This is a genomic window from Anaeromusa sp., assembly GCF_028691475.1.
Taxonomy (GTDB): Bacteria; Bacillota; Negativicutes; order Anaeromusales; family Anaeromusaceae; genus Anaeromusa.
This window is the reverse complement of record NZ_JAQUZF010000039.1, coordinates 1-21,348: the sequence shown is the minus strand read 5'-3', so window position 1 is coordinate 21,348 and position 21,348 is coordinate 1. Positions and strand designations below refer to the sequence as shown.

Annotated in this window: 23 protein-coding genes; all 23 read left to right on the top strand. The window is 48.8% G+C overall.

The annotated features are described in order from the left end of the window. The first annotated feature begins 1 nt into the window (after position 1). Complete coding sequence (locus PHF27_RS07210; RefSeq protein ID WP_300067766.1) at positions 2 to 1,042, top strand: chemotaxis response regulator protein-glutamate methylesterase; 1,041 nt, start codon at positions 2 to 4, stop codon at positions 1,040 to 1,042. Positions 1,043 to 1,062: 20 nt separating this feature from the next. Further along, positions 1,063 to 3,156, top strand: a complete 2,094-nt coding sequence (locus tag PHF27_RS07205; protein WP_300067761.1) for a chemotaxis protein CheA — start codon at positions 1,063 to 1,065, stop codon at positions 3,154 to 3,156. Positions 3,157 to 3,169: 13 nt separating this feature from the next. Further along, positions 3,170 to 3,634 carry a chemotaxis protein CheW gene (locus PHF27_RS07200; RefSeq protein WP_300067758.1) on the top strand — a complete coding sequence of 155 codons (465 nt, stop codon included), beginning with the start codon at positions 3,170 to 3,172 and terminating at the stop codon, positions 3,632 to 3,634. Between the two features lie 35 nt (positions 3,635 to 3,669). Further along, positions 3,670 to 4,290: a chemotaxis protein CheC gene (locus tag PHF27_RS07195; RefSeq protein WP_018704297.1), complete on the top strand. Its 621-nt coding sequence runs from the start codon at positions 3,670 to 3,672 to the stop codon at positions 4,288 to 4,290. Beyond that, positions 4,290 to 4,775: a chemotaxis protein CheD gene (locus PHF27_RS07190; protein ID WP_300067753.1), complete on the top strand. Its 486-nt coding sequence runs from the start codon at positions 4,290 to 4,292 to the stop codon at positions 4,773 to 4,775. The genes PHF27_RS07195 and PHF27_RS07190 overlap by 1 nt, the downstream gene beginning before the upstream one ends. Positions 4,776 to 4,792: 17 nt before the next feature. Further along, positions 4,793 to 5,110 carry a hypothetical protein gene (locus PHF27_RS07185; protein ID WP_300067749.1) on the top strand — a complete coding sequence of 106 codons (318 nt, stop codon included), beginning with the start codon at positions 4,793 to 4,795 and terminating at the stop codon, positions 5,108 to 5,110. Between the two features lie 78 nt (positions 5,111 to 5,188). Continuing rightward, complete coding sequence (locus PHF27_RS07180; protein WP_300067747.1) at positions 5,189 to 5,941, top strand: FliA/WhiG family RNA polymerase sigma factor; 753 nt, start codon at positions 5,189 to 5,191, stop codon at positions 5,939 to 5,941. 21 nt (positions 5,942 to 5,962) lie between these two features. Further along, on the top strand, positions 5,963 to 7,537 hold the full coding sequence (locus PHF27_RS07175) for a FapA family protein (protein WP_300067744.1): 1,575 nt from the start codon (positions 5,963 to 5,965) through the stop codon (positions 7,535 to 7,537). Between the two features lie 15 nt (positions 7,538 to 7,552). Next, complete coding sequence (locus tag PHF27_RS07170; RefSeq protein WP_300067741.1) at positions 7,553 to 7,870, top strand: hypothetical protein; 318 nt, start codon at positions 7,553 to 7,555, stop codon at positions 7,868 to 7,870. A 9-nt stretch (positions 7,871 to 7,879) separates the two neighbouring features. Continuing rightward, positions 7,880 to 8,425: a hypothetical protein gene (locus PHF27_RS07165; RefSeq protein ID WP_300067738.1), complete on the top strand. Its 546-nt coding sequence runs from the start codon at positions 7,880 to 7,882 to the stop codon at positions 8,423 to 8,425. 154 nt (positions 8,426 to 8,579) lie between these two features. Then, on the top strand, positions 8,580 to 9,314 hold the full coding sequence (gene rpsB, locus PHF27_RS07160) for a 30S ribosomal protein S2 (RefSeq protein ID WP_300067735.1): 735 nt from the start codon (positions 8,580 to 8,582) through the stop codon (positions 9,312 to 9,314). A 74-nt stretch (positions 9,315 to 9,388) separates the two neighbouring features. Continuing rightward, positions 9,389 to 10,036 (top strand): translation elongation factor Ts, encoded by a 648-nt coding sequence (gene tsf / locus PHF27_RS07155; protein ID WP_300067732.1) that lies wholly within the window; start codon positions 9,389 to 9,391, stop codon positions 10,034 to 10,036. Between the two features lie 140 nt (positions 10,037 to 10,176). After that, entirely contained in the window at positions 10,177 to 10,911 is a 735-nt protein-coding gene (gene pyrH / locus PHF27_RS07150; RefSeq protein ID WP_300067729.1) for a UMP kinase, read from the top strand. 28 nt (positions 10,912 to 10,939) lie between these two features. Further along, entirely contained in the window at positions 10,940 to 11,461 is a 522-nt protein-coding gene (gene frr, locus PHF27_RS07145; protein WP_300067771.1) for a ribosome recycling factor, read from the top strand. A 146-nt stretch (positions 11,462 to 11,607) separates the two neighbouring features. Then, positions 11,608 to 12,369: an isoprenyl transferase gene (locus tag PHF27_RS07140; protein ID WP_300067726.1), complete on the top strand. Its 762-nt coding sequence runs from the start codon at positions 11,608 to 11,610 to the stop codon at positions 12,367 to 12,369. A gap of 14 nt (positions 12,370 to 12,383) precedes the next feature. Continuing rightward, entirely contained in the window at positions 12,384 to 13,226 is an 843-nt protein-coding gene (locus PHF27_RS07135) for a phosphatidate cytidylyltransferase (RefSeq protein WP_300067723.1), read from the top strand. 10 nt (positions 13,227 to 13,236) lie between these two features. Continuing rightward, the gene (locus tag PHF27_RS07130) at positions 13,237 to 14,394 is read left to right on the top strand and encodes a 1-deoxy-D-xylulose-5-phosphate reductoisomerase (RefSeq protein WP_300067720.1); all 1,158 of its coding nucleotides are present in this window, start codon (positions 13,237 to 13,239) and stop codon (positions 14,392 to 14,394) included. 13 nt (positions 14,395 to 14,407) lie between these two features. Then, the gene (gene rseP / locus PHF27_RS07125) at positions 14,408 to 15,508 is read left to right on the top strand and encodes an RIP metalloprotease RseP (protein WP_300067717.1); all 1,101 of its coding nucleotides are present in this window, start codon (positions 14,408 to 14,410) and stop codon (positions 15,506 to 15,508) included. Between the two features lie 46 nt (positions 15,509 to 15,554). Next, positions 15,555 to 16,646: a flavodoxin-dependent (E)-4-hydroxy-3-methylbut-2-enyl-diphosphate synthase gene (ispG, locus tag PHF27_RS07120; protein ID WP_300067714.1), complete on the top strand. Its 1,092-nt coding sequence runs from the start codon at positions 15,555 to 15,557 to the stop codon at positions 16,644 to 16,646. Between the two features lie 2 nt (positions 16,647 to 16,648). Further along, on the top strand, positions 16,649 to 18,358 hold the full coding sequence (locus PHF27_RS07115; protein ID WP_300067711.1) for a proline--tRNA ligase: 1,710 nt from the start codon (positions 16,649 to 16,651) through the stop codon (positions 18,356 to 18,358). A 255-nt stretch (positions 18,359 to 18,613) separates the two neighbouring features. Next, positions 18,614 to 19,060: an ACT domain-containing protein gene (locus PHF27_RS07110; protein WP_018704314.1), complete on the top strand. Its 447-nt coding sequence runs from the start codon at positions 18,614 to 18,616 to the stop codon at positions 19,058 to 19,060. Positions 19,061 to 19,125: 65 nt separating this feature from the next. Then, entirely contained in the window at positions 19,126 to 20,412 is a 1,287-nt protein-coding gene (locus PHF27_RS07105; RefSeq protein WP_300067706.1) for a homoserine dehydrogenase, read from the top strand. 71 nt (positions 20,413 to 20,483) lie between these two features. Next, a partial coding sequence (gene thrB, locus PHF27_RS07100) for a homoserine kinase (protein WP_300067703.1) occupies positions 20,484 to 21,348 on the top strand: 865 nt, incomplete at its 3' end.

The window sequence follows — 21,348 nt, the reverse complement described above, 5'->3', positions numbered from 1 at the left end:
GATTCGAATATTGATTGTTGATGATTCTGCATTTATGCGTAAGCTATTGAGCGATTTATTTACTGGCGAAAAAGATTTTGTTGTAGTGGACACGGCGCGAAATGGTAAAGAAGCAGTGGAAAAGACGAAGCTGCTGCAGCCGGATTTGGTCACGTTGGATGTGGAAATGCCCATTATGGACGGCCTGGAAGCTTTGCGGCTGATTATGCAAGAAACACCGACTCCGGTAATGATGGTCAGCAGCTTGACTAAAGCCGGTGCGGATGCGACCATGCGCGCCCTGGATTTAGGTGCGGTTGATTTTATTGCGAAAACAAATGGTCCTATTTCGAGCATTCAAGATATTCGCCAGGAAATTTTGGCTAAGGCTAGAGAGGCTGTACGTGTGAATGTGCGGCGTTTGACTCGGCCCCAAACAGCGCCGATTACGCAGCGAAGCGTGCTTCCTTTTGGCGGCGGCGTTCAAGGAACCGACAAGATTATTGCGATTGGAACTTCGACAGGCGGCCCGAGGGCCCTGCAGGAAATCATTACAAGGCTGCCTAAAAATCTTCCCTGCGGGGTGCTTATCGTACAGCATATGCCCCCGGGGTTTACTCGCTCCTTGGCGGAGCGCTTAAATTCGTTGTCCGACGTGCAGGTGAAGGAGGCGGAACCGAACGAACCGATTCGCCCTGGGTGGGTCTATATTGCTCCTGGCGATCACCATATGCGGGTGGAACGAAACGGGGGGCAGAAGATTTTACGTTTAACTCAGGATCCGCTTATCGGCGGACATCGTCCCGCCGTTGATCCGATGTTTGATTCGGTGGCGCAGACGTACGGAAAGCAAACGGTGGCTGTTTTGCTAACCGGTATGGGCCATGATGGGGCGCAGGGAATGAAAAAAATCAAAGAGAACCATGGCTTTACAATTGCAGAAGATCAATCGACATCGGTAGTGTTTGGCATGCCAAAATCGGCGATTGAGCTTGGCGTTGTAGATCGAGTGGTGCCATTGCAAGCGGTTGCTGCTGAAATTATAAAAGCGGTTAGTTTATAACAGTGGAGGTGCAGGGGAAGATGGATATTAATCAGTACATGGGAATGTTCCTGGAAGAATCACGCGAGCACCTGCAAGCACTCAATCAATGCCTGCTGGACTTGGAAAACGATCCGTCGAATTTATCCGTTTTAGATGAAATTTTTCGTAGCGCTCATACGCTAAAGGGCATGTCGGCTACAATGGGGTTTACGACCATTGCTGAATTAACCCATGAAATGGAAAATGTGCTTGATTTAATGCGTAAGGAGCAGTTGTCGGCTTCGCACGAACTGATTGATACGATCTTCCGCTGTGTGGATACGCTGGAGCAGCTTGTTGAGAATGTAGCTGCCGGCAGCAACGAAACGATCGATATTCAGCCGTTGTTGCAGATGCTTTCTTCTATTGCCAAAGGAGAAGCGCCTGCTGCTGCCAAGGCGGAAACAGCGAAAGCGCCAGCGCCGGTTCAAAAAGCTGCACCACCAGAGGCAGCGCCGGAAAACGAAAAGGAACAGTATTTATTTGCGCTGAATGAAGCAGAAGAAAATGTTATTATTGAAGCCCGTTCTCAAGGTGTGCAGGCTTATCAAATTGAAGTTCAGCTTAGTGAAACCTGCCTGTTAAAGTCGGCACGAGCTTATATGTCTATGAGCGCTCTTGATGAACTAGGTGATGTCTTACGCAGTATTCCTACTGTGGATGAATTGGAAAAAGAAAAATTTGAACGCTCGTTTCAAGTGTTATTGCTTAGCGATGGAGAAGCAGTTAAAGTGGAACAAGCGTTATTGAGCATTTCCGAAGTGGAAAAAGTGACAGTGCTACCGATTGACTTGGTGGAAAAGGAGCCTAAGGCTTCTAAAAATGAAACTGTAGCGGCAGCGGTCACCACTGCCGCAGCTCCTGTTGTAACTCCAACGGAGAAAAAGGCGACGGAACCGTCTAAAGCAGCAGCGCAGGGAGAAAAGAAAAACAATCGAGGCAGCCAGTCTGTACGCGTGGATATTGACAAGTTGGATTCTCTGCTGAATCTGGTGGGAGAATTGGTTATTAATAAAACCAGGTTGGAGCAGATCGGTATTACGCATCGGCTGACGGATTTGGTGGAAACCATTGAACAAATGGACCGAGTTACGACGGATTTGCAAAATGTCGTTATGAAAGTTCGGATGGTTCCAGTGGGTCAAGTGTTTAATCGTTTCCCCCGTATGGTTCGCGATTTATCGAGGGAACTTAACAAAGAAATTAACTTAATTATCCAAGGGGAAGAGACCGAACTGGACCGTACGGTTATTGATGAAATCGGCGATCCGTTGGTCCATTTGTTGCGTAATTCTATTGACCATGGGATTGAGCATCCGGATGAGCGTGTGGCGAAAGGAAAGAATCCCGTAGGGGAAGTTCGCCTCATTGCCAGCCATGAAGGCAACAATGTAGTGATTTTGGTAGAAGATGACGGCAAAGGGATCAATGCTGAAGTGATCAAGCAAAAGGCTTTGGAAAAAGGCTTAATCACGCAGGCGGAAGCCGATAAGATGGATGCTAACGAGGCCGTGCGGTTAGTCTTCCTGCCGGGATTTTCTACGGCCGAAGTGGTTACCGACGTTTCCGGCCGCGGCGTAGGTATGGATGCCGTTAAAAATAAGATCGAATCTCTCGGCGGCATGGTGGACGTGGAAACAAAGATCAATGAAGGAAGCAAATTCAAAATTCGTTTGCCCTTGACGCTGGCCATTATTCAAGCCTTGCTTGTAGAGGTGGCAAAGGAGATTTATGCGATTCCCTTAGGCTCTATTGATAGTACGATTAATCTGGAGCCAAGCGACATCAAGACCATCCAAAATCGCGAAGTTATTTTATTGCGCGGTCAAATTATTCCAATCATCCGCTTAGGGGATGTTTTGCAGATTCCCCGGATCGCGAGCGAGGATTCCGGTGAGTTGTTTGTCGTTATTGTGCATATGGGAGAGTTCAAGGCAGGGATCATTGTTGACAATCTGATAGGACAGCAAGAAATCGTAATTAAGTCGCTGGGTAAATTGTTGGCCGGAATTAAGGTGATTGCCGGTGCGACGATTCTGGGCAACGGTCAGGTTGCTTTGATTTTGGACATTGGGTCCTTATTGCAGTCTTGAGGAGGCGAAGGCCATGAATGAAGCATTATTTTCCGGTGAGGAAATGCAATTAGTTGTTTTTAAGCTAGGGGCCGAAAACTATGCCGTTAGCATACTGCAGGTACAGGAAATCAAACGTATTACCGATATTACTCGTGTGCCGCAAACGCCGGACTATATCAAAGGGGTTATGAACTTGCGGGGCAGTGTGATGCCTGTAGTCGATCTGACAAAACGTCTCAATTTGCCCAAACAGGAATATACAGATGATACGCGCATTATTATCGTTAAACTGGATGATATCGTAGTGGGTATGATCGTGGACGCTGTCTTGGAAGTAACTGCGTTGGTGAAGGAACAAATTGAGCGGCCAGATGGTATGATGGGCGGCGTAGATGCGCAATTCCTGGATGGAGTTGGCAAGGAAGAGGATCGGTTGCTGATTTTGTTAAATTTGGAAAATACTTTGGGCTTGGGCACGGAAATAAAAGTCGGTTAGGAAAGTTCTAAAGTCTAAACGATGAGGTGAATGTCTTGACAGATGATATCTTAAACCTATCAGGCATGCAATTGGATGCTTTGCGTGAAATTGGCAATGTTGGTGCAGGCAATTCTGCGACTGCCTTATCACAGATTATTCAACGCAAAATTGATATGTCTGTACCTCAGGTTTCAATTTTGCCCTTGGCGGATGTGCCGGATGTAGTTGGCGGGCCGGATGTCATGGTGGCAGGGGTTTACCTTCGCGTTTTTGGTCCGGCGCCAGGGAGTATTCTGTTTTTATTGCCAAGGGAGAGCGCCTTTGCCTTGGTCGACATGCTAATGGGCCGGGAATATGGACATACGGAAACCTTGTCGGCGATGGATGAGTCCGCCTTGATGGAAATAGGCAATATTTTAGCGGGGGCGTATCTGAACGCATTGTCTTTCTTTACCAATTTAACTCTCTTGCCTTCTATCCCAGCCTTGGCGATGGATATGGCAGGTGCGATCTTAAGTGTGATTTTAATTCAATTAGGCCAAATGGGCGACCATGCTCTTGTAATCGAAACAGAATTCAGCAGCGAAGTGGAAGGTGTAAAAGGGCACTTTTTCCTGATTCCCGATCCAGGCTCTCTAAGCATCATTCTTTCAGCGATAGGGGTGAAAGAATAATGGGAGAGCTGATAAAAGTAGGTATGGCGGATTACAAGGTCGGTAAGGCGCCGGCAAGCTTGGTGACCTACGGTTTGGGCTCCTGCATTGGTATTGCTTTTTTTGATGCGGCCACGAAAATTGGAGGCTTGGCTCATATCATGCTGCCGGATAGTAAGCAGGCAAGAGCTTCGGACAACCCGGCTAAATTTGCCGATACGGCGTTGCCGTTGATGTTGGATGACATGTTGAAATTGGGCGCTCAAAAAGGCCGCATTACGGCAAAAATTGCTGGCGGAGCCCAAATGTTTGCTTTTGCTAATGCTACGGATATTATGAGGGTGGGCGAACGAAATGCTGATGCCGTCAAAGCTAAATTGAAGCAAATGGATGTCCGATTGCTCGCAGAAGATACAGGCGGCAACTATGGGCGAACGGTGGAACTGAATTTGGAAAATGGTATTTATTACATTAAAACCATTGATAAGGGGCAAAAGGAATTGTAGCCAGGAGGCCGGAGAGAATGCCAAGGATCTGGATTATTATTATATTGACTGTGCTAGGGGCGTTGGTATCCGGTTTTAGCAGCTTGTGGCAGCACGTTCGTCTGGAAGCGCTTTTTTCTCGTTCTATCATTGGGGCTGTAGTTGGCGGAGCGGTGGCAATTGTGTACTGTATGCTCGTGCAACGCTGGTTTTTGCTTCAAGAAGAGAAAGTGAAAAACGCTTTGCCTTTGAAGCCGCAATCAACCCAATTATCCCAGGAAGAGCTAGGACAGGAAGAAGCGCAGGAAAATTTTCAGCCTCTCGGAGTGGAAGAATGGCAGAATTTACCTAAATAGCAATAGGCCATTAGTGCAGAGGAGCAGCCAACCGAAGGAAAGTTGAAGCGGAATGAGGTAAGGGAGGGGGCCTGCGAAATGCCGACAGAGCAAAAGAGTCAGGCGCAATGGGATACTCTATGGCAGCAATATAAAGCAAGCGGACAAGCGGTATTGCGTGACCAACTCATTGAACATTACCTGCCTCTGGTGCGTTTGGTTGCGGGGCGCTTAGCTATTAGCCTTCCTACGTACGTTGATAGAGACGATTTGATTAGTAATGGCTTTTTTGGTTTGTTGGATGCAATCGAACGTTTTGATATGCAGCGGGGCATTAAATTTGAAACCTATGCTTCTTTGCGGATTCGCGGCGCTATACTTGATGCGTTGCGGGCGCAGGATTGGGCGCCGGCAACATTGCGGCACAAGGCAAGACAGTATGAGCTTGCGGTGCAGCAAGTGGAACATCGTTTAGGGCGAAATGCCAGCGAAGAAGAGGTGGCGCAGGAACTTGGCATTTCAGCTGCACAATTGCAGACTTTGTTGCAGCAATTGAGTGTCAGTACGCTGTTGCCTCTTGAAGAAGCGTTGCAGCAGGAAAAGCAAGGAAAAGAAAATAATTTATCCGCGCGGATTGAGATCGAAGAAGTGCAGCAAATGCTGGCCGAAGCGATTGAAAAATTGCCGGAAAAAGAAAAAATTGTCGTTAGCTTATATTATTATGATCGTTTGACGCTGAAGGAAATCAGCTTGATTTTAAAACTATCTGAAGCTCGTATTTCACAAATTCACACGAAAGCAATTTTTCGCTTGCGAGGGGTATTGCAGTCATTAAGGGAAAGCTTGCTCTAAGGGTGGAACGGAGGGGCGGACATGGAAGATTCGACAACAAAACCGCAGGAAGTGGGTTTCCGTTTGGAACATCACCCGGATGGCGCTTATTTGACAGTGGATGCAGCTTGTAGGGCGGAATTGCAAGGTGTGCTGCAGACGGTTGCCAGCGAGGCGAGCGAATACGATCCAGAGGAAATCCAAAAATGTCTGTCGGAAAAGACCGGAAAGGCTGTGCGGATTGGCCTGTCATTGCCTTTGCCGGAAATCAAATGGATGGTCTCTAAAGATCGTATGGAAGTTGTGCTGGAAATTGAGTCCGGTGAGAAGTTTCGCAAGGCAAACCCGCAGGACGTAATCGCCAAGTTAAATGCCGCGGGAATTGTCAGCGGCATTGATGAAAGCGCGGTTGCCAAGGTATGCAAGCATCCTGGGGCCTCGGTTGTTTGTGCTACTGGTAGAAAAGCGGTGGATGGAAAAAACGCGATAATTAATATTCTAGTTAATACCGATGATTCAGGACGTCCTGCGGAACTAGAGGATGGCCGTGTTGATTTTAAAAACTTGAATTTGTTTACCGTGGTAGAAAGTGGACAGGCTTTGGCGGAAAAAGTGCCTGCTACGCCTGGCGAAGAGGGGCAAGACGTCTTAGGAAATCCTGTATTTCCTAGGCCGGGAAAGGACATTCCTCTGCCGATTGGAAAGAATGTTGAAATTCGAGATGAACTGATTGTTGTCTCATCTGTTTCCGGTCAATTTAATTACGCCAATCGGAAGATTAGTGTTTTACCCATTATTGAAATCAAAGGCGATGTGGATTTATCGACGGGTAATGTGAATTTTGTTGGCGGCGTGATTGTGCGCGGCTCGGTTACCGAGGGCTTTAGTGTCAAGGCAGGAGAAAATGTCGAGGTGCATGGTTCTGTATGCGGCGGTGTTGTGGAAGGGCAGAACGTATTTATTAAAATGGGTGTGCAGGGCATGCACAAAGGGCGCATTTTGGCGGAAAAGAATGTAGTGGCTAAGTTCATAGAAAACGCGCAGGTGGTGGCTGGCGAAGAAGTTATTGTCAGTGAAGCCATTTTGCACTCTAAGGTTAGCGCCGGTAAACGCATTATTGTTGACGGCAAGCGCGGCATGGTTATTGGCGGGACGATCACGGCAGGTGAGGAAATTCGTTCTAAAAGCCTGGGAACGCACATGGCGACCAATACAGAAGTAGAAGTAGGCGTAAATCCCATGTTACGGGAAGAGCATCAAGCGTTAAAACGTGATTTGCGCAAACAGGAACTGAGCTTGGATCAGACGCAAAAAGCCTTAGCCCTGCTTCGTTCGAGAGACTTGAATTCGTTGCCGCCGGAAAAAAGAGATATTATGCTGAAGATGACGAAAGCCCAGTTTCAATTGGCCGGCCAAGTGGAAAGCATGCGTGCACGTATGGTGGAAATTGAACTTTCGTTGGAAGAAATGCGCAATGGCAGGGTGCGTGTCATGGACACGGTTTATCCAGGGGTGAAGATTGTCTTAGGTAATCTGGTTAAATTCATTCGTGAGCCGGAAAAATTTGTTTCGTATTATGCGGAAGACGGCGATATTCATAAAGGTTCGTACAAGTAAAGGAAGGGAAGTAAGATGCTGATCAGACCGATGGACTTGCAGGTGATGCTGCCTCGGGCTGGCGAAGCGGGAAAAATGCAGCAGGCCCAGGAGCAGCAAAATCTGCAGCAACCGCAACTAGCTGGCCAAGAGTGGAAAGAACTGACTAAAATCCGCCAAGGCCAAGTGCAGCATAGCGAAGAAACCGAGCACTCCCGCATTAAAGATGAACAACGTGAACGTTCCGGACAGCACAAAGAGCAAGACGAAAAGAAGACTAAGGATAAGAAGGACGCGGAGGAAGAAGCGCCGCCGGATCCGGTGCGCGGGCATAAGATTGATATTCGAACATGAGGATGTAGTGTGATGACAAACTGGCCTTGGATCGCGTTGACTCTTCTTTGTGTCATCGGGATCCTTTTTTATATTCGCAAAGACCATTTGCGAAAAGTTCAAGATTTGCAGCTGCAGCAGCAAGGGCAAGAAATGGAAAGGCGCTTGAAGGAAACAGCGGAACAGATTTTGTTGCGCATGGAGCAGGAAGCGATACGCTTGGAAGCATTGTTGGCGCGGTGCGAAGAGCAGACGCAACGGATGGAACCATTGCAAAAATCAACTAGGGAAAGGTCCGATTTGCCAACAATAAAACCAAGCAAAACGGAAATAGCGGAAGAGCAGCCTCCTAATTTTGCGATGGCCTTGCTGCAAGAAGAGTTGAATCTGCAGCCGCCGTCAGAAGCGCAAGCAGATGGGCCCGTACAGAATGTACGTTCAAAAACGGCGTCTGGCAGGGAACGCTATGAAAAAGTGTATGAGTTGGCCGCTTCCGGCTTGACCATGGGAGAAATTGCGCAGCAGACTGGACTGGGCGTAGCAGAAGTGAACTTGCTTTTGAGCTTGCGAAAATAGCTAAAAAAGCTTGTTTGTCTGCTGGATTCATGGTATAATTTCTCGTGTTGTATAAAAACCACACACCTCCAATTTCGTGGCTGTGCCGAACTGAAAAGGGCGGTGAAAACGAAAAATGCGGAGCGTGGAGGAAATTAACAGGAGGTAATTTATTATGGCAGTAATTTCAATGAAACAGCTTCTCGAAGCAGGGGTGCACTTTGGTCACCAGACCCGGAGATGGAACCCTAAAATGGCTCCTTATATTTTTACGGAGCGCAATGGCATCTATATCATCGACTTGCAGAAAACCGTTAAAAAAGTAGACGAGGCGTATAACTTTGTACGTGATTTGGCTGCTGACGGCGGCACCTTGCTGTTTGTTGGTACGAAAAAGCAGGCCCAAGACGCTGTGCGTGAAGAAGCGGCTCGCTGCAATATGTTCTTTGTCAACGAGCGTTGGCTGGGCGGTATGATGACCAATTTTAAAACCATCCAAGCGCGGATTAACCGTCTGCGTAAGCTGGAAGAAATGGAAACAAACGGCGTATTCGAAGTACTGCCGAAGAAAGAAGTTCTGCAGTTGCGTCACGAAATGGATCGCTTGCAGAAATTCCTGGGCGGCATCAAGAACATGCGCAAACTTCCGTCTGCCTTGTTCATTATTGATCCTCGCAAAGAGCGTATCGCAGTTGCGGAAGCTCGCAATCTCGGAATTCCGATCGTAGCGATTGTCGACACAAACTGCGATCCTGATGAAATTGATCATGTAATTCCTGGCAACGATGACGCGATTCGTGCGGTTAAACTGCTGACGGCTAAGATGGCGGATGCTATTTTGGAAGGTCGCCAAGGTGAACAGCATGATGAAGAAAATGCGGAAGTTGCTGTAGACGAAGCCGCTGAATAATGTCTAGTAAAGGTAAGGGGCTACCCCTTACCTTTCTCAATAAAAGATGCGAATATTGACAGGAGGATGTTCTGATGATAACTGCTGCAATGGTAAAAGAGCTTCGGGAACGTACCGGAGCGGGTATGATGGACTGTAAAAAAGCTCTTGGTGAAGTTGACGGTGACATGGATAAAGCAGTTGACTTTTTGCGGGAAAAAGGGTTGGCAGCTGCTGCGAAAAAAGCAGGCCGCATAGCAGCGGAAGGTTTAGTTGAAGCTTATATTCATGGCGCCGGACGTATTGGCGTTATGGTAGAAGTAAACTGTGAAACCGACTTTGTAGCTAAAACCGATGACTTCCATGGCTTAGCCAAGGATATTGCCATGCAAATTGCTGCTGCGAATCCGATGTATGTTCGTCGTGAAGAAGTTCCAGAAGAAATCTTGGAGCATGAAAAAGAAATTCTTCGCGCACAGGCGTTAAACGAAGGCAAGCCGGCAGCGATTGTTGAAAAAATGATTACTGGCCGTATTGAAAAATATTATAAAGAAGTTTGCTTGATGGAGCAGGTTTTCATTAAAAATCCAGATGTGACCATTACGCAACTTATTAATGAAAAAATTGCCAAGATTGGTGAAAACATCAGCATTCGCCGCTTTACTCGCTATCAGTTGGGCGATGGCATTGAGAAAAAGGAAAATGATTTTGCAGCAGAAGTTATGGCTGCAGTACAAGGATAACATCCTCGGCTTGAAGGTGGAAAATAAGAGAACACTTTTTGGTGTTCTCTTATTTTTCGCCTGTAAACAGAAATTAGGCGCAGGATTTTACTGAGGTCTTGTAGAATGAAAAGACAGACAATGCATATGGAGGGGTAATTTTGACTACTGCGAAATACAAAAGAGTGGTCCTGAAGCTGAGTGGAGAAGCTCTGGCAGGTGGAAAAGGCTATGGAATTGATCCAGATGTAGCGGAAGGCATTGCTCGTGAAATCAAGGAAGTGCGGGCGGCCGGAGTGGAAGTAGCTATTGTAGTAGGCGGAGGCAATATTTGGCGAGGTTTGCGCGGTAGTGCGCAGGGAATGGATCGGGCGACTGCCGACTATATGGGGATGTTGGCTACCGTCATTAATTCCTTGGCCTTGCAAGATGCGCTGGAAAGCGAAGGCGTTGATACGCGTGTGCAAACGGCCATTGAAATGCGTCAAGTAGCAGAGCCGTATATCCGCCGACGGGCGGTGCGCCATTTGGAAAAAGGCCGGGTAGTTATCTTTGCCGCTGGAACTGGAAATCCGTACTTTTCTACGGATACAACTGCTGCCCTGCGGGCGGCGGAAGTGGAAGCAGACGCTATTTTGATGGCGAAGAACAATGCAGATGGCGTATATGACTCCGACCCTCGCAGCAATCCGGATGCAAAGAAATTTAAAGAGTTGGAATACCTGGAAATTCTTAAACGCCGCTTGTCGGTTATGGACTCCACAGCGACAAGCTTGTGCATGGACAACGAAATACCTATTATTGTTTTTAGCATGGATAAACCTGGCAATATTTTAAAGGCAGCTCTTGGTCATGATATAGGTACTGTTGTGGGAGGGAAGAATTGTGAGTGTTAAAGATATTCATACAGCCCATGAAGAGAAAATGAAAAAAAGCATCGAGGCATTGCGGCGAGAGCTGGCTTCGTTGCGAGCAGGGCGTGCTACGCCTGCTTTACTGGATAAAGTCATGGTTGATTACTATGGAACGCCTACGGCTATTAACCAGGTGGCGAATATTAGCGTGCCGGAGCCGCGGATGATTGTGATTCAGCCTTGGGAGAAAACCCTTGTCGGCGCTATTGAAAAAGCGATTTTAAAGTCGGACCTGGGATTAAACCCCAATAGTGACGGCAGCGCAATTCGTCTTGTTTTACCGCAGTTGACCCAGGAGCGTCGTGCGGAATTGGTAAAACAAGTGCATAAGAAAGCGGAAGAAACCCGCGTAGGTATTCGCAATTTGCGCCGTGATACTAATGACGCGATGAAAAAATTAGAAAAAGATAAAACCATTTCTGAAGACGAACTAAAAAAAGCACAAGAGGATACACAAAAACTGACAGACAAGTATATTAAAGAAGTGGACCAGGTTATGGCGTCCAAGGAAAAAGAAATTCTGGAGCTGTAGATTGGCTGCTTGGAATGTGATGAACATCCGCACTGTTGTCGGGAAACTGGTTTCCAGGCTGCTATGGAAAAATTGACACAGGACCCCCTCTGTCTGAGGGGGTCTTCCTTTGAATTTTTGAATCCAGGCTGATGGAGGAGTTCCACATGTGGAAGAAATGGCTGACTGGCTCAGAAAAATCAAAAACAGGCGTATCGTGCCAAGAAAAAGTACCGCGTCACGTAGCCATCATTATGGATGGCAATGGACGTTGGGCTAAGGAACGGGGCTTATTACGCACTTTTGGGCATCGAGCAGGCGCGGAAACGTTGCAAAAAATTATTCAAACCGCATCCGATATCGGCATTGAAGTTCTCACTGTGTATGCTTTTTCGACGGAAAATTGGAAGCGCCCTGAAGAAGAAGTGGGGCTGTTGATGCGTCTCATTGCCGAATACCTGGATAGTAAGTTGGCTGCTATGCATGCTAACCAAGTGCAGCTTCGCCATCTTGGTGATTTAGCGGGTTTGCCGTCGGCGCTGCAACTGAAGCTGACTAAAGCTATGGAACAAACTAGGAATAATACAGGCTTGGTTGTCAATTTGGCGATTAATTACGGGGGCCGAGCGGAGATTCTAGAGGCGGTAAAGGCGTTGGCCCGCGCGGTAGAAAATGGCGAAGTGCGCGCCGCTGAAATCGATGAGGACGTCTTTGCGGCGGCTCTATACACTCAAGGACTTCCGGATCCGGACCTTTTGATCCGGACCAGTGGCGATGTTCGTCTAAGTAATTTTTTGCTTTGGCAGACTGCCTATACGGAATTGTATTTTTGCGATGTAAACTGGCCTGATTTTACGCCGGAGCATTTAATGGAGGCTATTGCTTTCTTTCAAAAGCGAGAGCGGCGTTTTGGAGGGCTTAAGAAGTAAGAAATGGGTGGTCAATGGTGTTAGGAAAACGGATACTGACGGCAGTCTGCGGGTTGCCGCTGGTACTTTGGCTTGTGTATGCAGGCGGTTGGTATTTTGGGTTGGCAATTTCCCTGACTGCCCTGGTATCTTGGCTTGAATACTGCCGCATGCTGCGACAGATTGAACTGCATCCATGGCAAAGCTTGGGGATTTTATACAGCTTCCTGTTGCCCCTATGTGTCTGGCTGGGAAACTCGCAGGAAATGGTGTTCTTTTTGGTAGTGCTGTTCTTGGTGAATGGAGCGCGTTTAGTGGTGCAAGCGGCGAGTTTTTCGCCTGCAGACGCCTTTGCGACAGTGTTCGGCGTCATGTATGTACCGTTGCTGCTTGCCTTTTTCGTAGCACTGCGTATGTATTTGCCTGAAAATGCAGTTTTACCGGCCGCGCCTTTTCTATCTCAATGCGCAGGCTATGTCTATTTGTCATTTATTGGCACCTGGGCCAGTGATACTTTTGCTTATTTTATTGGTTCCCGTTGGGGCCGACGAAAACTGTGTCCTGAGATCAGTCCCGGGAAAACAGTGGAAGGCGCTTTGGGCGGTTTAGGGGGCACCTTACTGGTTGTTGGCTGGTTGGGGAGTGCCTTTGTCGGCTTGCAATTAGAACAAGCGCTGTTATTGGGCTGCCTAATCGGCGTGGCGGCTCCGGTTGGCGATTTGGTGGAGTCTCGTTTGAAACGGTATGCCGGCGTTAAGGACTCTGGGGCGATTCTGCCGGGGCATGGCGGCATGCTGGACCGGATTGACAGCTTGCTGTTTGTAGTACCGGTCGTGTATTTTTATATTGGCGCTCGCAGTTTGTTTTTTTTAGGATAGGAGAATATACATGCGACAACGGATTGCTTTACTGGGAAGTACCGGTTCGATTGGCTGCCAAACTTTAGATGTGGCCGCAGCACATCCCGCAGAATGTGAAATCAGCGTATTGGCTGCTCACAGTCGCGATGAATTGTTGGAAGAGCAGATTCGCAAATTTCGGCCGGCGTATGCGGTGCTAAGCGATGAAAATGCTGCATTGCGTTTAAAAGCCCGCTACGAGGGGCCTACGACCATTTTAAGCGGTGACAAAGCGATAGAAGAACTGGCAGCATCAAACGAAATTGATACGGTGGTAACGGCTCTTGTCGGCTTTGCAGGGTTAAAGCCAACCTTAGCCGCCATTAAAGCTGGCAAAAAAATTGCCCTGGCCAATAAGGAAACGTTGGTAGCGGCTGGGGAATTGGTTACGGCTGAAGCGAAAAAGTACGGTGTGGACATTCTGCCTGTCGATAGCGAGCACAGCGCCTTGTTTCAGTGCCTGCATGGCGAGTCGCCGAAAGAGGTGCACAAGCTCCTCATTACTGCCTCAGGAGGCCCTTTCCGCGGAAGGAGCAGGGAGCAGTTGGCAAAAGTAACCTTGCAGGAGTGTTTGCAGCATCCGAATTGGTCTATGGGCCGCAAAATTACCGTGGATTCGGCGACTCTAGCCAATAAAGGGCTGGAAGTGATTGAGGCGCGTTGGCTTTTTGATGTGTCTTACGATCAGATTGAAGTGGTGGTGCATCCACAGAGTATTGTGCATTCCATGGTAGAATTCAGCGACTCCTCAGTGTTGGCTCAAATTGGTTATCCTGATATGCGTCTGCCGATACAGTATGCTTTGTTTTATCCACGGCGTCTGGAAGCTTCGTGGCAGCGTTTAGATTGGAAGACCATCCGCACGCTGACCTTTGAACCGCCTGATGTACAAGCGTTTCCGCTTTTGGCGACTGCCTTTGAAGTCGGCAGAGCCGGGGGAACGTACCCTTGCGTGTTTAATGCCGCCAACGAAGTGGCGGTAGAGGCTTTTTTGCAGGGGAAAATTTCCTTTTTGCAGATTACGGAAATTGTTCAAAAAGTGCTGTCTCAATATAAAGGAGGCAGTGCGGCGGAATTGGCAAGCATTTTAGCGGCAAACGACTGGGCGCGTCAAGCTGCAGCAGTTTGCTGCAGTCAGGCGAATTAAGGAGGGAAACGGATTGGGAGGACATGGAAGTTCGCTATTGGCAACCATTCTGTTGTTTGGTTTGCTGATTTTGGTTCATGAATGGGGACATTTTATTACGGCGAAACTAACCGGTATGTGGGTTAAAGAATTTGCTATTGGTTTTGGCCCCAAGCTAATCAGTTGGCGGATGGGAGAAACACGCTATTCCTGGCGGGTCATTCCTTTAGGCGGGTTTAACAATATCGCCGGCATGCACCCAGATGAAGAAATCGATGAACTGGGCGATATGAGTGAAGAGGAGTACCGCAAGCGGGCTTTTTATGCTAAGTCGGTTTGGGCGCGAATGCTGGTCATTGCGGCTGGTTCGGTTATGAATTTGCTGCTGCCGGTCATTTTGTTCACGTTGGTTTTTGTCTTTTCCGGTATTGATCGTCCGGTGGAAGCGCCGATTGTCGGCCAAGCTATGGCAGGGCATCCAGCTGCGCAGGCAGGCCTGGAAAAAAATGATCGGATTGTCCGGATTCAAGGTCAGGATATTGCTTCCTGGAAGCAGATGGTGGAGACGCTGCAGCAGGTCGGCGCCGTTACTGAGGGCAAGGGGCTTGCCGTCGAGTATGAGCGGACCTTGCCTTCAGGGGCTGTGGAACATCGAACTACACAAGTTTACCCGGAAAAAGACGGCGCCAATGGACGTGTGCTTATTGGCGTGGCGGCTAAACTAGAAAACTATCAACCAGGTATTGTCGAGTCGTGCGGACTAGCGGTGCAACAGACGGTGGCTGTTGCGGCGATGATGGTCAAAGGCTTGGCCAAAATGATTACCGGTCAAGCTGCCGCTGATGTGGCGGGACCGATCGGCGTGGCTCAGATGGCCTGGGAAGTGGCTCAAAACGGTCTGATGAAGCTGCTTGGCTTTGGCGCTTTGCTAAGTATTAATTTGGGGATCATCAATTTACTGCCCATCCCGGTATTGGATGGCGGTCATATAGTGGCATTGCTCATTGAAGCGGTCCGGGGGCGGCCGATCAGCAAAGAACGTTTGCAAATGGTGCAGATGGCAGGTTTGTTACTGCTCTTGCTGATTATGGTGTTTGCAACCTTTAAGGATGTGCTGAGGTTGAATTTGTTTTAGAGACTCAGTGGTCAAACGGTAGAGTAAAGAGGAGGCGAATAGGGAGATGGCTGAAATGCAGACGTTGACCTATGAACGACGAGATACCCGGCGTTTGATGATTGGCACGGTCCCGGTAGGCGCAGGAGCGCCAATCACGGTGCAGTCCATGACCAATACTAAAACGCAGGCAGTGACGGAAACGGTAGAACAAATTAGCCGTTTGACGGCAGTTGGCTGCGATTTGGTGCGGCTGGCTGTGCCTGATGGGGAGGCTGCTAAAGCCTTGGCGCAGATTAAGCGCCAAGTGCAGGTTCCGCTGATCGCCGATATTCACTTTGATTATCGCTTGGCATTGGCGGCTTTGGACAGCGGCGTGGATGCGCTGCGGATCAACCCCGGCAATATTGGCGAAGCCAAGTATGTACGCATGGTGGTGGACGCTGCCAAGGAACGGCAAGTGCCGATCCGTATTGGCGTGAACGCAGGATCTTTGGATAAGCGTATTTTGGCTAAGCATGGCGGCCAAGTTACCGCCGCAGGCATGGTGGAAAGTGCGCTGGAGCACATTCGCTTGTTGGAAGAGCTGGACTTTTACGATATAAAGATATCCTTAAAAGCCCATGATGTACCGCTTACCTTGGCGGCTTACCGTTTAATGAGCCAGACCGTTAACTACCCCTTGCACCTAGGGGTTACAGAGGCGGGAACCATCCGCTCCGGTGTAATTAAGTCCGCCGTGGGCATTGGCGCTCTGCTGGCCGAGGGGATTGGCGATACCTTCCGAATTTCCTTGACCGGCGATCCGGTGCGCGAAGTGGAAGTTGGCAATGAGATTTTGAAATCCCTTGGCATGAAAGAATATGGACCTACGCTCATTTCCTGTCCGACTTGCGGACGCTGCAATATTGACTTGGAACAATTGGCGCAAACCGTCGAAGAGCATTTAAAACAAGTAAAAAAGCCGCTAAAAGTGGCAGTTATGGGTTGCGCCGTCAATGGGCCGGGTGAAGCCCGCGAAGCGGATATCGGCCTTGCCGGCGGCAAAGGGGAAGGTCTTATTTTCCGCAAAGGCGTGATCGTGCGCAAAGTCGCGGAAGCAGAATTAATGAAAGCATTTTTAGAAGAATTGGAACAATTGCTGAAGGAGGAACCCTGATTATGCGTGCATCCAAATTATTTGCCCCGACGTTGCGAGAAGTTCCAGCGGAGGCTGAAGTTGTCAGTCATCAGCTGATGCTGCGCGCCGGTATGCTGCGGAAAGCGGCTGGCGGTATTTATAACTATTTGCCTCTTACTTGGCGAGTTTTAAAGAAGATAGAGGCCATTGTTCGAGAAGAAATGGATGAGGCCGGCGGCCAGGAATTGTTGATGCCGATCATCCAACCGGCGGAGCTGTGGCAGGAAACTGGCCGTTGGGATGTGTACGGAGACGAAATGTTTCGCCTCCAGGATCGACATGGCCGTAATTTTTGCCTGGGGCCTACGCACGAGGAAATGATTACAACGCTGGTGCGTTCGGAAGTGCGCTCCTATCGTCAGCTTCCGTTGATGCTCTACCAGATCCAAAACAAATATCGTGATGAAATTCGGCCTCGTTTTGGCTTGATGCGGGGACGCGAATTCATTATGAAAGACCTGTATTCCTTTGATCGCGACGAAGCTGGCTTAGAGGTAAGCTACCGCAAAATGTATGATGCGTATACGCGCATTTTTAATCGCTGCGGCTTAAAGTTCAGGGCGGTAGAAGCGGACGGCGGCGCTATTGGCGGTACCGGAACGCATGAGTTCATGGTCATCGCTGAATCCGGCGAAGCGGCGATTGTCTTCTGCCCTGATTGCGAATACGCAGCCAATGTGGAAAAGGCGGAAGGTCAGGTACTGCCTAGTAATACGGAACCCTCTTCGCAAGATCTGACTCCGGTGGCTACGCCTGGCAAGCGCTCTATTGAAGAGGTGACAGCCTTTTTAAAAGTCCCTGCAGAGCAGACCATCAAATCCATTGCCTTTCGCACGGAACATGGGCTGGTGGTTGCCTTGGCGCGCGGTGATCATGAAATTAACGACGTGAAGGTGCAAAACTTGGTGGGCGCCATTCAAATCGAACTGGCGGATGAAGCGGATATTCAGCGGGAACTGGGCAGTGTCGCTGGATTTTTGGGTCCTGTGGGACTGGCCGGAAAATGTACAATTGTTGCCGATAGCAGTGTTATGAATTTGCATGATGCTGTGTGCGGCGCTAATAAGCCTGATGAACATTTGCTCCATGTAGAGCCTTCGCGGGATTTCAAGCCGGATCAAATTGCGGATCTGCGCATGGTAAAAGCCGGCGAGCCTTGTCCGCGTTGCGGCAGTGCGTTGGCGACCGCCAGAGGCATTGAAGTGGGTCAGGTATTTAAATTGTTTACTAAATATAGTGAAGCGCTAAAGGCGACTTTCCTGGATGAAAACGGCAAAGAAAAACCCATGGTCATGGGTTGCTACGGCATTGGCGTCAGCCGGACCATGGCGGCTGCTATTGAGCAGCACAATGACGCTGACGGTATCATTTGGCCGGCGGCGATTGCGCCGTTTCAGGTAGCGGTTGTGCCGATCAATACCAAAGATGAAGCGCAACTGCAGCTGGCGGAGCGCATTTACGGCGAGTTGAAAGCGGCTGGGGTTGATGTGCTTCTTGATGATCGCAATGAACGGCCAGGCGTTAAATTTAAAGACGCGGATCTGATTGGCTATCCGGTACGTATTGCTCTTGGGCCGAAGGCGTTAGCCGAAGGTATGGTGGAAATCAAATGCCGTCGCGATGGTCAGGTTTTGCTGGTGCCGCAAACGGAATATTTACAAAAAGTACAGGAATTGCTCGCTGGCCTGTAAGGGGAAAAGTCAATTAACAACCGGGAACTGTTTTGGTGACAGTTTCCGGTTATTTTTGTTAAAAAGCAGAAAATATATTTTCAGAATACTGCCTGTATTACACTGGATATGGATAGGAGCCGGAAAAAGTAGTAACAAATACAGCGGATAGTGCGATAAACGACGAATTTTACTTGTCTTTTTCAAGGTGACAATGGTATAATGTCTACCATATAAAGATATTTATATTTTAAAAATGATATGGAGGGGTTTGCTTTGGCAGAGCAAAAATCTGTTTTTTATTTGGTCCGTGAAGAAATTTTACCAGAGGCAATTAAGAAAACCATTAAGGTAAAGGATATGCTGAAACGCGGCGAAGCGCGGACGATCAATGAAGCGGTGGAAAAAATGGAGTTAAGCCGCAGCGCATATTACAAGTATAAAGATTATGTTTTTCCTTTTTATGAAGCCAGCCAGGAGAAAATCATTACTTTGTCGCTGCTTTTGGATCACAAATCAGGCGTACTGTCCCGTGTGCTCAATACCATAGCAGGAGAGCGTGGCAGCGTGTTGACGATCAACCAGGGCATCCCGCTGCAGGGAGTAGCTAATGCCAGCATTTCCATTGAAACTGCGGATTTGAAGATTGATCTGGAGGCGTTGATGGATAAATTGCGCATGGTAGATGGCGTAAAACGCATCGAAATTTTAGGACAGGTTTGAGAAGCTAAGAGATAAAGACGCTAAGGAAAAAAGCGGCCGGGCAGGACCGAGGGAGGAAATGTGAGATGAAAGATTGTATTCAAGTCGGCATGCTTGGTCTAGGAACGGTTGGAACCGGCGTAGCCAAAGTGCTTTGTCAAAATGGCGCTAGTATTGCGCATAAGGTGGGTAAACCCATTGTTTTAAAAACCGTGCTGGTGCGTGATGTGCATAAAGAGCGCTCCTTGCCGCAGCCAGTTCAAGTTACAGATAAAGTGGAAGACATTTTAAACGATCCCGAGATTGATATTGTCATTGAAGTCATGGGCGGCGAAGAGCCGGCTAAAGACTATATGCTACGCGCTATGAAGGCCGGAAAGCATGTTGTGACGGCCAATAAGGACGTAGTGGCTCAACATGGTAAAGAACTCTTTGCGGCTGCCGAGGAAGCGCAGGTAGACTTTTTGTTTGAAGCCAGCGTAGGCGGCGGTATTCCGATCATTAGGCCCTTGAAGCAGTGTCTCGCAGGCAATCATATCTATGAAGTGATGGGCATTGTTAACGGAACGACCAACTATATGCTGACCAAGATGACCCAAGAAGGGCTAGATTTTGCGGATGTGCTGGCCGAGGCCCAGGCCAAGGGCTATGCGGAAGCGGACCCGACGGCAGACGTAGGCGGTCTTGATGCAGCGCGTAAGCTTGCGATTCTTGCTTCCATTGCCTTTAACGCCCGGGTTACCTTTGATGATGTCTATGTAGAAGGAATTACCAATATCTCCAGTGAAGACATTGCCTATGCTTCTGAGCTGGGATATGTTATTAAACTGCTCGCGATTGCCCGCGAAGAAGAAGGGCGCATCAGCGTGCGCGTGCATCCTACGTTTTTGCCGAGCAGTCATCCTTTAGCCAATGTGAATGACGTGTACAATGCGGTGTTTGTACGCGGAGACGCTGTTGGCGAAGCCATGTTCTACGGGCGAGGCGCAGGTGAGATGCCTACAGCCAGTGCGGTGGTAGGCGATGTGATTGATGCAGCCCGGAATCTATATCGCGGCGCTTCCGGGCGCATTTTGTGCACTTGCTTTGAAGATCGTCCCATTCAGCCTATCAGTGAGACAAAGGCGCCTTATTTTATCCGGCTGTTAGTTCAAGATCAGCCAGGGGTATTGGCGGCCATTGCCGGCGCTTTTGGCGCCCAGCAGGTTAGCTTGAATTCGGTTATTCAGAAGCGTAAAATTAACGGTTGCGCAGAATTGGCGGTTATAACGTATGAAGTGCCAGATTCTTGCGTGCAACTGGCGCTTAGCACGATGCGCGGCATGTCGGTGGTAAGCGAAGTGCGCAGCGTAATTCGCGTAGCTATGGATTAAACGAAGTAAGGCGGGGCTGCCGAATCGGCAGCCCCGTTGGATTTTAACGGTGGAGCAAGGAGGCAGTATCCATGCAAAAATACATACGTGTGTTGGTTCCGGCGACGACGGCCAACTGCGGACCTGGCTTTGATTGTCTGGGTATGGCGTGTACTTTGTACAATGAGGTGACCGTGAAGGCGCATTATGGCCAAAGCGGCCTGGTTATGTGCGTGCAAGGTGAAGGGGAAGCTTTTATCTCCAAAGGTAAAGATAATTTGTTTTATAAAGCGCTACAGTGCGTATTTTCTATGGCAGGAGAGCCCATTCCCGCTCTGGAAATCGTGATGACCAATCGCATTCCTTTGTCTCGCGGCCTTGGCAGCAGCGCTGCGGCTATAGCCAGCGGTTTGGCAGCGGCGAATGCTTTACTGCAGAATTCTGTGCTTAATGATCAGCAGTTGCTGGCCTTGGCTACGGAAATGGAAGGCCATCCTGATAATGTCGCTCCGGCGTTATTTGGCGGCGTTACCGTTAGCATCATGGATGGGAAAAATCCGTATACGCAGCAGTTGCCAATTGAAATTCCGATACGCATGGTTGTGGCTATTCCTGACTTCCATTTGGCGACAAAAAAAGCAAGAGAAGTGCTCCCGCAAACGGTTCCATTGCAAGATGCCGTGTATAATGTTTCCCGTGCCGCCTGGCTGGTAGCCAAGTTGGTAGCCGGCGATGCTGAGTCATTGGGACTTGGCTTTGGCGATCGTCTGCATCAGCCCTACCGGCAGCCCTTGATTCCGGGTATGGAGGGCGTCTTGGCTGCAGCACGCCGTGAAGGCGCCTTAGGAGCTGTTTTGAGCGGCGCTGGTCCTTGCTTAATGGCATTTGCTACGGAGAAGGAAGAAGCTATCGGCGAAGCCATGGTAGAAGCCTTTGCTAAGGCGAATATTACCTCGC

What these genes read in the sequence shown, in the direction of transcription:
- rpsB (WP_300067735.1), top strand. Translation starts at nt 8,580, where the DNA reads ATGGCAGTAATTTCAATGAAACAGCTTCTCGAAGCAGGGGTGCACTTT.
- PHF27_RS07130 (WP_300067720.1), top strand. Translation starts at nt 13,237, where the DNA reads ATGCGACAACGGATTGCTTTACTGGGAAGTACCGGTTCGATTGGCTGC.
- PHF27_RS07190 (WP_300067753.1), top strand. Translation starts at nt 4,290, where the DNA reads ATGGGAGAGCTGATAAAAGTAGGTATGGCGGATTACAAGGTCGGTAAG.
- frr (WP_300067771.1), top strand. Translation starts at nt 10,940, where the DNA reads ATGAAAAAAAGCATCGAGGCATTGCGGCGAGAGCTGGCTTCGTTGCGA.
- PHF27_RS07175 (WP_300067744.1), top strand. Translation starts at nt 5,963, where the DNA reads ATGGAAGATTCGACAACAAAACCGCAGGAAGTGGGTTTCCGTTTGGAA.
- PHF27_RS07185 (WP_300067749.1), top strand. Translation starts at nt 4,793, where the DNA reads ATGCCAAGGATCTGGATTATTATTATATTGACTGTGCTAGGGGCGTTG.
- tsf (WP_300067732.1), top strand. Translation starts at nt 9,389, where the DNA reads ATGATAACTGCTGCAATGGTAAAAGAGCTTCGGGAACGTACCGGAGCG.
- PHF27_RS07140 (WP_300067726.1), top strand. Translation starts at nt 11,608, where the DNA reads ATGTGGAAGAAATGGCTGACTGGCTCAGAAAAATCAAAAACAGGCGTA.
- PHF27_RS07170 (WP_300067741.1), top strand. Translation starts at nt 7,553, where the DNA reads ATGCTGATCAGACCGATGGACTTGCAGGTGATGCTGCCTCGGGCTGGC.
- PHF27_RS07180 (WP_300067747.1), top strand. Translation starts at nt 5,189, where the DNA reads ATGCCGACAGAGCAAAAGAGTCAGGCGCAATGGGATACTCTATGGCAG.
- PHF27_RS07115 (WP_300067711.1), top strand. Translation starts at nt 16,649, where the DNA reads ATGCGTGCATCCAAATTATTTGCCCCGACGTTGCGAGAAGTTCCAGCG.
- PHF27_RS07205 (WP_300067761.1), top strand. Translation starts at nt 1,063, where the DNA reads ATGGATATTAATCAGTACATGGGAATGTTCCTGGAAGAATCACGCGAG.
- PHF27_RS07105 (WP_300067706.1), top strand. Translation starts at nt 19,126, where the DNA reads ATGAAAGATTGTATTCAAGTCGGCATGCTTGGTCTAGGAACGGTTGGA.
- ispG (WP_300067714.1), top strand. Translation starts at nt 15,555, where the DNA reads ATGGCTGAAATGCAGACGTTGACCTATGAACGACGAGATACCCGGCGT.
- PHF27_RS07135 (WP_300067723.1), top strand. Translation starts at nt 12,384, where the DNA reads ATGGTGTTAGGAAAACGGATACTGACGGCAGTCTGCGGGTTGCCGCTG.
- PHF27_RS07200 (WP_300067758.1), top strand. Translation starts at nt 3,170, where the DNA reads ATGAATGAAGCATTATTTTCCGGTGAGGAAATGCAATTAGTTGTTTTT.